This is a genomic window from Clostridium celatum DSM 1785, assembly GCF_000320405.1.
Lineage (GTDB): Bacteria > Bacillota > Clostridia > Clostridiales > Clostridiaceae > Clostridium > Clostridium celatum.
Genome location: NZ_KB291688.1, coordinates 1 through 12,372 on the forward strand (window position 1 = coordinate 1; position 12,372 = coordinate 12,372).

Consider the following 12,372-nt stretch of genomic DNA (forward strand, 5'->3'; position numbering starts at 1 on the left):
TTTTGTGTCCAAAATATTGACATAAGACCAAATAAATTATAAAAAATATAATAATAAATTATAAATAGGATAAATAAAAAAATTAAGCGATAACTATATTTTATTATTATGAAATTTTAAATTTGATAAATTAAAAATATTTTATTATTTTTATAGAAATATAGATTTATGAGAAAAAGAAAATAATTAGGAGAAGTTTTTAAGATTAATGAATAATGCTACAATTGCATATGTATAATGTACAATAAAGTAAAGAACATGCTAAATAAAATAGAAAAGTTTTATATACAAATTCCTAAAAGTTTATTATTACAATATTATTTAATTTTAGCAGAGGTAGAGATGAAGTTAAATTAAAAATTTCTTTATATAGTAAAATGGGTAGCGTTGCTACCCATTTTACTTAAAAGAGTTTATCTTCTGCATGAAATTGTTATCTAAAAGAAGAAAATTAACATCGACAGTTTGATGAATTATCAGATGATGATGTTGTTGTTGGATTGTTAGCACTTATACATGAACCAGTATGGCAATTTACTTTTAGACATTTACGAACAATTTGAACGTTGTCACTATAAATCTTTAACATATAGGTTGTATTTGGACATAAAGGACCTAATAAAAATTGTCCATTATTATCAGTAAAAGTATGGGTTAGTGGTATAGGGTAAGAACAATTATCAACAACTTGAAGTAATTTAACAACAGCATCTACTACGGGTTGGTTATTTTCATCAAGAACTGTACCAAATATACAACTCCTATTTTCCCTTGGTAACCTTGCAACTGCATCTATTTGTTGATTACTACCAGTTTTAAAAGTGCAATTTCCTATTCTTCCGCTCATAAACTTATCCTCCTAAGTGTAAATAATATACTATAGTATATTCGTTATATAAAAATGATGTGTTTTTATTTTGAAAAATTATTAGAATAATTACTAAAAGCTTTTAAGGCTTTGAAAATTAGAGAAAAAGTGGTCTATTTATATATTAAAGTTAAAAAGGCGTTATATAATTATAAAAAATATTAAATAAAAGTGATTATTGTAACAGATGTTACTGAATAAATTTAGAATTGAGTATATAATATGTATATATTTTTGTAAGTTTAGGAGGAATATTAATGAGCTGTGGATGTGGAAGTATGAATAAAAAAGATGGAAAGGCAGTAGTTGATTTAGTAAGAAGTAAAGGTAAAGCTGATTTTCCTTTAATGACACCACATGAAATAGAATGTAGTTGTGGAAAAACTTTTACTATGAAAATATTAGTAGATAAATGTCCTCATTGTGAAATGACTTATGGAGTAACACCATGTTCTTCAAGAGATAAAGAAAATATTGTTGCTGCAGGTATAAACTATTAATATAATAGATTATTATAATAATAAAACTATATAAATAAAAAAATAAGAGTTTGTAAAAAATTACTTAAACAAGTAATACAAAACTCTTATTTTTTTTGAGAAAGAAATAATTTTTAGTATTGTAAAATTTATTTAATAAATTAATTATTTTAATATCTCAAATGTATAGCCCTCATCTTTTAGTAATTTAATTATTCCAGGTAAAGCTTCTACTGTAGTATTTTTTGTCATACAGTCATGCATAAGAATAATAGCTGGATTTTTATAATTACCATCTTTATCTTTAAGATTTTTTGAAACATTATTAATTAAAACACTAGCAGGAATATTGTTACCTTTAGCATCGCCAGAATCAACATTCCAATCATAAACACTAATTCCTTGTTCATTTAACTTTTTTGTGATATTAGCAGTAAAATCTTTTCCTCTGGCATTTCTTACAAGAGTATTATGTGATCCACCAGGAAACCTAAAAATAGTACAACAAGATCCAGTTGTATCTTTAATAAATTCTTGTTGCTTATTAAAACTTTTAAAGAATGCATCTTCAGAAGTATAAATATGCTCAAATTCATGATCAGCAGTATGATTACCTATAGCATTTCCTTCTTCATAAGCTCTTTGAACAAACTTTATATGTGGTTCTATATATGGAGAAATTATAAAAAATGTTGCATGAACATCATTTTCTTTTAAAATGTTTAAAATTAATTCCGTATTTTTACTAGGTCCATCATCAAAAGTTAGATAAACAATTTTTTTATTATCATCGCTAAAAGCTTGGAAATTATAAGAGAAAGTCAATATTGTTGAAAATATAATAAGTTTAAATATACATAATAAAAATTTGTTAAATGAATATCCCAAAAAAACATCTCCTTAGATAAATCTTTTAAATAGTTTTTCATTTTAGGACAACATTTATGCAAGGCAAATAAATAAAATGTACAAAAACTTATTTATTTATGATATATGATAAGTTTAATAATGAACATTTATAAATTTGAAGAATATTATAAAATTATAAAGAATTCAAGGAGAGTACAAAGTATGAATCCATATGAACTTATCATGAGAGTAAATAGAAAAATGAATGAAGATCCAGTTTTTGCAGAGAAGTTTAATAGATTATTAGGGGAATTAAATAGAACTCCTGGTTTACAACAAGAAATAATGAGAATAGCTCAAATACAAGATGAAAGAAAAAGACAAAAGGCATTAAGTAATTTACCAGATAGTATTAAAAAGTCAGTAGCAGAAATGTTTAAATTATTGGATAGTTAAGAATAGCAGTAAAGGAAGTTTAAATAAGAGTACTTATAAGTATTAAAAAAAGTACAATATAATATAGATTAAATATTTAAAATTTTAAAATATTTTATAGTCTTTACAGCGTAATTAAGGTGTAAGGACTTTTTTTATGTACAAGAAACTATAAGCTTTTCTGTATATTGAAATTAATATTTAGAGTTTACTTGATAAAATATTATGAAGTTTACTAAGTAAATTTCATTATAAGGAGATTTTTTGTTATTTACAATATAGAAATGGTAATAAAAATAATTGAAGTGAACGTACAATAATAATGAAGAAATTGAATAATAAGGAGAGTGGGGAGGGCTATATGGAAATTAATTTAGATACAATAAAATTTTCAGAGAAAAGTCAAATTAAAATATTGGATTTGATATGGTTTTTGATTATACCCATAATAAATATTAATTATATTTTAGCTAGTCATACTAGTGAAAAAGGATACGATTTAACCATTAAGTTAGATAACTATATAGAGTTTAATTCAATATTCGTAATACCATATATATATTGGTATATTTATATAGTTATCGGATTTATTTTTATATTAGTAAAATCAAGAAGAGAATATATAAAGACGTTTATATCCTTTTTTATTGGAATGAGTATATGTTATTTAATATATTACTTTTTTCCAACAGAAATAAATAGACCTGGAGTAGATAATAAAACTGTTTTTGATTGGATTGTTAATTTAATTTATCAAATAGACAAGCCGTTTAATTGCTTTCCATCTCTACATGTTTTAACTACGTATTATATAATGAGGTATACTAAATATAAAGATTCTAAAAAGGTATTTTATTATACTCAAATTATAGGAGTATTGATAATATTATCTACGGTTTTTATAAAACAACATTTTGTTATAGATATATTTATATCTATAGTATTATGTGAAATTATAATGTTTTTTGTAAATAAAATAAAATTAAATATACTAGATAGAATGTTAAACTTTCCATATGAAATTAAAGAAAAAATAATTGTTAAATATAGAAGAAAAAACATTATAAATGATGAAGAAAGGATTACTAATAAATAAAATAAAAATAAAGGATTCTGAAACTTTCCACTCAGAATCCTTTATTTTTAAATAAATCCATAAACGTTTGTAAATTAAATTTATACTTAAGGAGGAGTATTTATGAGATTTATGGATTATATTATTAAAATTACTCTTTAGGTAAATATATGTAAGAATAAAGAAAAATATGAGTATATTATATAATAAACTTATAATTGGACAATTTAAAAGATTTTAGCGAAGAATTGAATAATGTAATTTTATATAATAAAATTAATATTATGAAAAGTTGATTTTAGAAAGAGGTAAAATATGAGTTTATTAAATACATATGAAAAGTTTAAAAAAGTAAATGATGATTTTATTAGTTTTATTGATAAATTAGTTATTAATAATTTTGAATCATTTACTGAAGAAGAAATTATAGAGAATCTTAAGAGTGCTTTAGGGAAGTTTGAAGCATTAAAATTTGAAAGTGATGAGATAACAGTAACTGATGAAGAAAATAATAATTTAAGAGATCTTAAATATTTAATAATGAATGGATTATTTTTAGTATCTGATTTAAATCATTTTTATAATTTAAAGGAATTGGAAAGATTTAAAATGAGAGCTGTAAATTATATAAATCACAATAGAAATAAGAAGATTTTAAATAACTTCTTATTTTTTTGTAAAAGCTAAAATATCAAAAAATATATGAATAGATTTTTAATTTATTAATGGTATAGAATTTATATGGTAAAGGGCTTATAATAAAAATAAGATATTAGGAGAGATATATTTTTAATTGAAATACTAAAAATATGACGAGATTGAGGGAAACATAATGAATAAAAATTTATATGAGAATTATATAAAAATATTAGAAGAAGAGTTAGTACCAGCTATGGGATGTACTGAGCCTATTGCAATTGCATATGCTGCAGCAAAGGTAAGAGAAACACTTGGAGAAAATCCAGAAAGAATTATTGCAAAATGTAGTGGAAATATAATTAAAAATGCCATGTGTGTAACTGTACCTAATACAGGAAGTTTAGTTGGAATTAAAGCAAGTGCTATTATTGGTGTTTTAGCAGGGGATGCAAGTAAGGAATTAGAAGTTATAAATGATGTTTCAGAATTACATATAAAAAAGGCACAACAATTAATAAATGAAGACTTTTGTGAGGTTCAAAGACTAAATTCAGAAGTGCAATTACATATAATAATGGAAGCATATTGTAGAGAAAACAGCGCAATTGTAGAAATAAAATATGCCCATAATAATATTGCTAAAGTGGTTAAAAATGGACAAATTATTTTTGAAAATCAAGAAGATGATAATAAGTATTTAGGAGTATTTGTTGATAGACGTATATTAAATGTAAAAGATATTTATGAGTTTGCAAATACTGTAAATATTGATGATGTAAAAGAGATATTAGATAGGCAAATAGAATATAATATTAAAATTGCAGAAGAAGGTCTTAAGGGAACTTATGGTGTTGGAATTGGAAAGATTATATTAGAAAATTATCCACATTCCATAGTTGCTAAGCTTAAAGGATATGCTGCAGCTGCATCTGAAGCAAGAATGAGTGGAAGTTCTCTTCCGGTTGTAACTAACTCAGGAAGTGGAAATCAAGGAATGACAAGTTCTATACCAGTCATAATATATGCTAGAGAAAAAAAATTACCACAAGAGAAATTATATAGAGGATTAGTATTCTCTAATCTTATAACAATTCATCAAAAAACAGGAATAGGAAGACTTTCAGCTTTTTGTGGAGCAGTTAGTGCAGGCTGTGCTAGTGGGGCTACAATAACTTATTTAGATGGAGGTACACTAGAACAAATAAATAAAACAATAACAAATACCTTAGCAAATATATCAGGCATAGTATGTGATGGTGCAAAAGCATCTTGCGGAGCTAAAATAGCGACAAGTGTAGATGCAGCTATGATGGGACATTACATTGCAATGGCTGATAAAGCTTATGATTCAAATACAGGAATATTAAAAAATAATATAGAATCAACAATAAATGCAGTAGGTAGACTTGGTAAAGATGGAATGAAAGAAACTGATAAAGAAATACTAGAAATAATGTTGGAAGCTTAATTTATTTTAAAAATATATAAATAAAAATGATGATATAGCTTATTAAAATCAAAAGATTTATATAAGAGTATATCATCATTTTTTTAGCTAATATTTACTAAATAACTTATAGATAACAGTATAAGTTATAAATTAAAGATTTAGGACTATTTTAAGAATGCTTTTTTAATGATTTTTTTGTATTAGGAAAGTATGAACCAATACCTAAACCTATAAATAAGCAAATTATAGGAGATAATGCTAGCCAAAACATATTATCAGTAAAGAAGAATATTACAGAACCAATGATTAAACCAACAATTAAACCTATCACAGTTCCGTAAGATAATGAATTTGGTATTTCAACATTTTTCTTGTTTTTATTTTTATTTTGTCTACGTGTACTTCTATTACTCATGAGATGACCTCCTTTAATAAATTTAGAAATTACATAACTAAATTATAGTATAAAATATAATTAATGGAAATAATTTTATAAAAAGATAAATTATTCATAAAATAAAATTTTTAAATTTATTAATAAGATTCATAAATAGCTTTTGAAATTTGAGCTATTTTTTCTTCAGCATCTTGTAAATCATAAGTATATATTTCAAGTATATATGGTTCATCAGTTAATATTATTCCAACATCATGGATATTAGTATCAATAGTCCCAACTTTATGAGCAACTATGTTTGAGGGAATATATTTATCAAGTCTATCAGAAAAATCAGTTTGTGTTAAGGTATTTATTAGATGAGAAAAGCCTGATAAGTACCTATTGTTATAAATGTATTGTAAGATTTTTAGTTCTATATTAGGAGTAATTAAATTTTCACTAGTAATAAACTCTATATCAAGTAAATCATATAGTGCACTTCTTACAGCTGTATGCCCACCAAGATATCTACCAACCATATTAGTTGCTATATTATCAGAATAAATTATAGATAAATCCAATAATTCTTGAATTGTATATGTTCCAATATAATCTTGTAAATACAATACACCGGTACCTTCTTCGTAATCATCATATATATAACTTATCTCATCATCTAAATTAATTTCACCAATTGATGCTAAGTAATATGTCAATAAATTCAACCCAACTTTATATGTACTTGCAGCTGTAAAAATACTATCTGAATTTATGGAAATTTCTTCGTTAGATTTTAAATTGTAATAAATTAAACCTACATTATGGATATCAGTACTTAAAAATACTTCAATTCTATCTTTTAAGGAATATGAGTTATTAAAAAGAAAATTAAGTCGTTCATTATAAGATAAAGATGAATAATAGTTAATTTCATCTATAGATAAGGTCAAAGCTTGAGAAGCTTGTGTAAGTTCATATTGTTTTGAATCAGTAATAAACCTAGATGAAGATGTACTAGATACTATGCTTTCTGAAGATACTAATGTATCAGTAGAATTAATAATTAATTCAGAATTAGTTTTTATATGTTTATATATAAGTGTTAAAAGAAAATAGCAGACTAAAAAAGATATTAATAGTGTAAATAATGATAATTTTAACTTAAGTTTTTTATTTTTATGTAATGTATTTATATTCATTGGTAAGGCCTCCACAAAATTTAATATTACAAAGTAAATATTAATACGGGAAAGTGTACAAAGAATGAAGAATAATAAATAAAATACTGAATATTTCTTCAGAAAATTAATATGTAAACATAGATTAAATTCAGATAAGATTCATGGGAAATAAAGACAATTAAATCATCATATGTATGAACTTAAAATAATTAGGAGGATAAAAGATGAATTTTATTTTTAGAGCATTAAAAAGCTTAAAAGAAAGAGTTGGTAGAACTATAATTGTATTAGCAGTAATGCTAACTGTATGTATTGTGGTTCTAGCTGGATTTAGTATAAAATCTGCAACAGAAGAAGCTGCAATTTTAGCAAGACGAGAATTAGGAGCTACAGTAACATTAACTGTAGATCAACAAAAGATGATGGAAGCACAAAGAGAGCAATCATCAAGTCAAGGAAGTGGACAAGACGCAAAAAGAATGAAATTTACTCAGACGCCTGTACCACTTGGATATTTAGATGAGTTGGTTACATCGGAATATGTGGAAAGTTATTCTGCAACAACTAGCAGTAATGCGAATATAGAAAATATCACAGCAGTTGGAAATGAAGAAACAGAAGAAGTTATAGAACAAAGTGCAAGTAGTGCTGAAAAACCATCAATGGGAGATAAAATGCCAGGGATGGGTATTACTACAGGAGACTTTACTTTGATTGGAACAAATGATTTTAATACTTCATCAGCTACATTAAGTGGAGAAAATACATTAGTTACTGGTAGAGAAATAACAGATGAAGATTTAAATAGTAATGTAATCATGATTGAAGAAACTTTTGCTACTGAAAACAATTTAGAGGTTGGAAGTACTGTAGTATTAGTAAATCCACAAGATGAAACGTCAACAATAGAAGTTGAAATAGTAGGAATTTATAAATCTACAGCAGAAATAAGTGAAATGGCATATAGAATGACTAGTATGCTGCCTTATAACCAAATTTATGCACCATATACATTAGTTAATACATTTAAAGGTGAAGGATATGAAGATGCAGTTGATAGTATAGTATTTTACTTAAATGATCCAGCTAATGTTGAAGCTTTTATAGAAGAAGGAAATAATACATCTATTGATTTTAATACTTATAAATTAGATGCAAATAATCAAGCATATGAAACTATGATGGGACCAATAGAAAATGTTGCATCATTCTCAAATACAACATTAATATTAGTAACAGTTTTTGGAGCTGTAATATTGGCTCTTATTATAATGCTATCAATAAAAGATAGAACTCATGAAATAGGAATACTAATGGCCCTTGGAGAAAAGAGAAGTAAAATAGTATATCAATTATTAGCTGAAATTGTAATAGTATTAGTAGTTGCAATTGGTGTTTCAGGAGTTTGTGGAAATACGATAAGTAATGTTATTGGAAGCAAGTTAATACAAAATGAAATAACTAGTGTAGAGGATAATATGCAAAGTCAAGAAATGGCAAGGCCAAACAAGGGCTCAATGAATGTAGCATTAGGCATAGGTAGCGGATCAAGTGTAGAGCCTATAGATACTTTAGATATAAATATGAATGTAGGTGACTTTGGAAAAATGGCAGGACTTTCATTATTATTAGCAATGGTAGCTACATTAATGCCGTCTATATCAATAATGAGATTAAATCCAAAGACTATTTTAAGTAAACATAGCTAGGAGGATGAATAGTATGGAAGAAATATTAAAATTCGAAGGAGTATCATATTCATATGATAATAGTAAATTAATTTTAGATAATATAGATGTATCTTTTACTAAGGGAAAATTTTATACAATAATAGGGGCATCTGGTTCAGGAAAAACAACATTTTTATCTCTTGCATCAGGTCTAGATACTCAAAAAAGTGGAAATATTTTTTATAATAATAGCAATTTAAAAGAAATTGGATTAGAAAGGTATAGAAATAAATATGCATCTATAATTTTTCAAGGGTATAACCTATTAAATTATATGACAGCTATAGAAAATATTACATCAGCTATGTCTATAAAAGGAATAAAAGGAAAGGATAATAAAGAAGTTGCATTAAATATATTAAAAAGAGTTGGATTAACAGAAGATCAAGCAAAGCAAAAAGTACTTACTCTTAGTGGTGGACAACAACAAAGAGTAGCAATTGCAAGAGCTCTATGCTGTGAAAGTAATTTAATTATTGCAGATGAACCTACAGGAAATTTAGATGAAGAAACATCTGATGAAATTATAGAATTATTTAAGGATATAGTATACAAAGAAGGCAAAACAGTAATTATGGTAACACATAATAAAGATATTGCAATGCAATCAGATGAAATATATACAGTTAAAAATAAAAAATTACTTAAAGTTAAAAAATAATTTTATTATAAAACAATTAAAAATAACTCTGTCTTAGTATTTATAAGATAAATATACTAAGATAGAGTTATTTTATAACTGAAATTTTTATGAATTTAGTATTTAAGTTATGGTGCTATGGTAAAATAAATAATAATTATAAAATTTATTGGAGGAACATATGGGTTATAAAATATTGGTTGTTGAAGATGATAGTCAAATACAAGAATTAATAGTAGAGTTTTTATCTTCACAAGATTACATAGTTGATACTGCTAGTGATGGATTAGAAGGATATGAAAAATTCAAAGAAAATAGTTATGATTTAGCTATTTTAGATGTTATGATGCCAAAGCTTGATGGGCATAATTTATGTAAAATGATAAAGAAAGTAGATAAGAATATTGCAGTTATTTTTCTTACAGCATTAGGAGATGAAGAAAGTGAAGTTAAAGGATTTGAATTAGAAGCAGATGATTATATATCAAAGCCTTTTTCATTTAATATTTTAATTAAAAGAGTAGAAGCTGTACTTAGAAGAAAAAGTGAAAGTAAGGAAAATGGTGAGGTATTAGAATTTGAAGGGTTAAAATTAGAATTACAAACTTTTAAATCTTTTATAAATAATACGGAAATAGAGTTAACTTTAAAAGAATTTAATATATTAAAGTTGTTAATAACTAGTTACCCAATGGTAGTTTCGAGAGAAATGCTTATAGAAAAAATATGGGGGTATGACTATTTTGGAGATACAAGAGTTATAGATGCACATATGAAAAATATTAGAAAAAAAATTCAGTATGATTATATAAAAACTGTAAAAGGTGTAGGATATGTTCTTGAAAAATAAATGGAGAAATTTAAGTATAAAGAAAAAGATATTTATATGGAGCACATTAATACTATTGATATCTTTTTCTTTATTATACATATTTATGTATTTATTTATGCCTAAGGTTTATGAGGCATATAAAATTGGTAAAATTAAAGGTGGTATTGAAGCAGTAAAGATTACTTTTAATAATAATGAAAATGCAGAAATAAATGATGTTTTAGATGATTTTTCCTATAAAAATAATGTAGATGTAGTATTAGTTAAAAGAAGTGAATATAACTATATAAATAAAATAATATATTCATCTTTTAAAGATGGAATTAACAACCCTAAGAAAATTCCGTTTTTAGAAGATTTTACAGGAGTTATTCCTCAAATAGGATTTAATAACTATAGAGAACAATTATATAAGCAACAAAAGGGGCAACAAACAGATGAGTTATATAAATTAAGAAATAAAAAGGATGCTTTAACTTTAGATGAAGAAATATATGTAAAATCAATGAAAGATGTATATAATTTAATAGTACATGTTTCAGAAGATCCTATAAGTGAAGCAACTAAAAGTATGCAATTATTTTTCCCTTTTGCAGTAATAGGAATTGTAATAATAGCATTTGCTGTATCTACATTTTATGCATTATTAATAAGTAAACCATTGATTAAAATAAATACAGTTGCTAAAAAGATGGCAAACTTAGATTTTGATAATGTTATAGAAATAGAAGGTAAAGATGAGATAGGACAACTTTCAAGTAGTTTAAATTTAATGAATACAAATTTAAAGGAATCTTTTGAAGAGTTAGAAAAGATAAATTCTAAATTAACAGAAGAGATTGAAGTTGAGAGAGAACTAGAAAAAGAAAGAAGAGAGTTTATAGCTACTATTTCACATGAATTAAAATCACCTATTACTATTGTTAGTGGGCAATTAGAAGGAATGATGTATAACATAGGTAAATATAAAGATAGAGATAAATATTTACAAGAATCTTATGATGTTATACAAAAAATGAGAGAATTAGTTCAAGAAATTCTTCAATTAAGTGAACGTGAAAATGTTAATTTTAAATATAAATTTACAAAAGTAAATATAAGTAATTTAATAAAAAATACAGTAAATGAATTACAATTTTTTATTAAAGAAAAAGATTTAAGGGTAGAAGAGGATATTAAAGAAGATATATTTATAATTGCAGATGAAAAGTTAATTAAAAAAGTTATTACTAATATAATTAAAAATGCTATAAATTATTCACCAAGTAGAGAAAGGCTAATTATTAGATTAGAGGAACATAAATTATTGGTGGAGAATACTGGAGTAACAATTCCAAAAGATGAACTGAGTGAAATATTCAATGCTTTTTATAGAGTAGATAAATCTAGGAATAGAAAAACAGGAGGGACTGGGCTAGGACTTTATATAGTAAAAACTATTTTAGATAAGCATGAAAATATAAATTATTCAATTGAATCAAAAGAAAATTCAGTAATATTTAAAATAAAATTTTAGATTTATAATATATATTTTGTTTTAGGTAGAGTATTTTTCTAGCATAAGTTTAAAATGGTATAGAGTTAATATTATATAGATATAGTAATTAAACTTATAAAATATAGAAACCTTTATACTAGTTTTTATAAAAGTTATAAAGATATTGATATAAAAAAGTTTGTGATATTACATTCAATAATATCACAAACTTTTTTATATTATGATTATTTGTTAATTCTTTTGCTTTTTTATTTCTTTTTTGCAACGAAATACTACATGTTTAAGATCTGGTGTTAGTATAAAGTAGTGGACACATT

13 protein-coding genes are annotated in these 12,372 nt (G+C 24.6%); 9 read left to right on the forward strand and 4 right to left on the reverse strand.

What is annotated here, in order from left to right; translation table 11 throughout:
* Nucleotides 1–451 precede the first annotated feature (451 nt).
* The gene (locus HMPREF0216_RS13315; RefSeq protein WP_005215208.1) at nucleotides 452–847 is read right to left on the reverse strand and encodes a carboxypeptidase-like regulatory domain-containing protein; all 396 of its coding nucleotides are present in this window, start codon (nucleotides 845–847) and stop codon (nucleotides 452–454) included.
* Nucleotides 848–1,125: 278 nt separating this feature from the next.
* Here HMPREF0216_RS13315 and HMPREF0216_RS13320 point away from each other — a divergent pair, with 278 nt between their 5' ends.
* Nucleotides 1,126–1,368 carry a hypothetical protein gene (locus tag HMPREF0216_RS13320; protein ID WP_005215210.1) on the forward strand — a complete coding sequence of 81 codons (243 nt, stop codon included), beginning with the start codon at nucleotides 1,126–1,128 and terminating at the stop codon, nucleotides 1,366–1,368.
* Between the two features lie 144 nt (nucleotides 1,369–1,512).
* Here HMPREF0216_RS13320 and HMPREF0216_RS13325 read toward each other — a convergent pair whose 3' ends face one another.
* Nucleotides 1,513–2,235, reverse strand: coding sequence for a polysaccharide deacetylase family protein (locus HMPREF0216_RS13325; protein ID WP_051040726.1), 723 nt, complete (start codon nucleotides 2,233–2,235; stop codon nucleotides 1,513–1,515).
* A 183-nt stretch (nucleotides 2,236–2,418) separates the two neighbouring features.
* On the opposite strand from HMPREF0216_RS13325, the gene HMPREF0216_RS13330 reads away from it, so the two are divergent.
* The 4 genes from HMPREF0216_RS13330 to HMPREF0216_RS13345 all read left to right on the forward strand — a co-directional run bounded on the left by HMPREF0216_RS13330 (nucleotide 2,419) and on the right by HMPREF0216_RS13345 (nucleotide 5,813).
* The gene (locus HMPREF0216_RS13330) at nucleotides 2,419–2,652 is read left to right on the forward strand and encodes a hypothetical protein (RefSeq protein ID WP_040419961.1); all 234 of its coding nucleotides are present in this window, start codon (nucleotides 2,419–2,421) and stop codon (nucleotides 2,650–2,652) included.
* Between the two features lie 340 nt (nucleotides 2,653–2,992).
* A complete protein-coding gene (locus HMPREF0216_RS13335; RefSeq protein ID WP_040419963.1) occupies nucleotides 2,993–3,727 on the forward strand; it encodes a phosphatase PAP2 family protein in 735 nt (244 codons plus the stop codon).
* A 294-nt stretch (nucleotides 3,728–4,021) separates the two neighbouring features.
* Nucleotides 4,022–4,393, forward strand: a complete 372-nt coding sequence (locus tag HMPREF0216_RS13340) for a hypothetical protein (RefSeq protein ID WP_005215217.1) — start codon at nucleotides 4,022–4,024, stop codon at nucleotides 4,391–4,393.
* 145 nt (nucleotides 4,394–4,538) lie between these two features.
* A complete protein-coding gene (locus HMPREF0216_RS13345) occupies nucleotides 4,539–5,813 on the forward strand; it encodes an L-cysteine desulfidase family protein (RefSeq protein WP_005215218.1) in 1,275 nt (424 codons plus the stop codon).
* Nucleotides 5,814–5,964: 151 nt separating this feature from the next.
* On the opposite strand, the gene HMPREF0216_RS13350 is transcribed toward HMPREF0216_RS13345, so the two are convergent.
* On the reverse strand, nucleotides 5,965–6,210 hold the full coding sequence (locus HMPREF0216_RS13350) for a DUF2273 domain-containing protein (protein WP_005215219.1): 246 nt from the start codon (nucleotides 6,208–6,210) through the stop codon (nucleotides 5,965–5,967).
* 119 nt (nucleotides 6,211–6,329) lie between these two features.
* Complete coding sequence (locus tag HMPREF0216_RS13355) at nucleotides 6,330–7,373, reverse strand: serine hydrolase (protein ID WP_051040727.1); 1,044 nt, start codon at nucleotides 7,371–7,373, stop codon at nucleotides 6,330–6,332.
* 206 nt (nucleotides 7,374–7,579) lie between these two features.
* On the opposite strand from HMPREF0216_RS13355, the gene HMPREF0216_RS13360 reads away from it, so the two are divergent.
* From HMPREF0216_RS13360 to HMPREF0216_RS13375, 4 genes are all read left to right on the forward strand, one after another.
* Entirely contained in the window at nucleotides 7,580–9,064 is a 1,485-nt protein-coding gene (locus HMPREF0216_RS13360; RefSeq protein WP_005215222.1) for an ABC transporter permease, read from the forward strand.
* Between the two features lie 13 nt (nucleotides 9,065–9,077).
* On the forward strand, nucleotides 9,078–9,746 hold the full coding sequence (locus HMPREF0216_RS13365; RefSeq protein WP_040419966.1) for an ABC transporter ATP-binding protein: 669 nt from the start codon (nucleotides 9,078–9,080) through the stop codon (nucleotides 9,744–9,746).
* A 160-nt stretch (nucleotides 9,747–9,906) separates the two neighbouring features.
* Nucleotides 9,907–10,575: a response regulator transcription factor gene (locus HMPREF0216_RS13370; protein WP_005215225.1), complete on the forward strand. Its 669-nt coding sequence runs from the start codon at nucleotides 9,907–9,909 to the stop codon at nucleotides 10,573–10,575.
* A complete protein-coding gene (locus HMPREF0216_RS13375; RefSeq protein ID WP_005215227.1) occupies nucleotides 10,559–12,073 on the forward strand; it encodes a HAMP domain-containing sensor histidine kinase in 1,515 nt (504 codons plus the stop codon). The genes HMPREF0216_RS13370 and HMPREF0216_RS13375 overlap by 17 nt, the downstream gene beginning before the upstream one ends.
* Nucleotides 12,074–12,372: the final 299 nt, after the last annotated feature.

Excerpts from the sequence above, each read along its gene's own strand:
- HMPREF0216_RS13315 (WP_005215208.1), bottom strand. The coding sequence starts at position 847 with ATGAGCGGAAGAATAGGAAATTGCACTTTTAAAACTGGTAGTAATCAA.
- HMPREF0216_RS13320 (WP_005215210.1), top strand. The coding sequence starts at position 1,126 with ATGAGCTGTGGATGTGGAAGTATGAATAAAAAAGATGGAAAGGCAGTA.
- HMPREF0216_RS13330 (WP_040419961.1), top strand. The coding sequence starts at position 2,419 with ATGAATCCATATGAACTTATCATGAGAGTAAATAGAAAAATGAATGAA.
- HMPREF0216_RS13335 (WP_040419963.1), top strand. The coding sequence starts at position 2,993 with ATGGAAATTAATTTAGATACAATAAAATTTTCAGAGAAAAGTCAAATT.
- HMPREF0216_RS13340 (WP_005215217.1), top strand. The coding sequence starts at position 4,022 with ATGAGTTTATTAAATACATATGAAAAGTTTAAAAAAGTAAATGATGAT.
- HMPREF0216_RS13345 (WP_005215218.1), top strand. The coding sequence starts at position 4,539 with ATGAATAAAAATTTATATGAGAATTATATAAAAATATTAGAAGAAGAG.
- HMPREF0216_RS13350 (WP_005215219.1), bottom strand. The coding sequence starts at position 6,210 with ATGAGTAATAGAAGTACACGTAGACAAAATAAAAATAAAAACAAGAAA.
- HMPREF0216_RS13355 (WP_051040727.1), bottom strand. The coding sequence starts at position 7,373 with ATGAATATAAATACATTACATAAAAATAAAAAACTTAAGTTAAAATTA.
- HMPREF0216_RS13360 (WP_005215222.1), top strand. The coding sequence starts at position 7,580 with ATGAATTTTATTTTTAGAGCATTAAAAAGCTTAAAAGAAAGAGTTGGT.
- HMPREF0216_RS13365 (WP_040419966.1), top strand. The coding sequence starts at position 9,078 with ATGGAAGAAATATTAAAATTCGAAGGAGTATCATATTCATATGATAAT.
- HMPREF0216_RS13370 (WP_005215225.1), top strand. The coding sequence starts at position 9,907 with ATGGGTTATAAAATATTGGTTGTTGAAGATGATAGTCAAATACAAGAA.
- HMPREF0216_RS13375 (WP_005215227.1), top strand. The coding sequence starts at position 10,559 with ATGTTCTTGAAAAATAAATGGAGAAATTTAAGTATAAAGAAAAAGATA.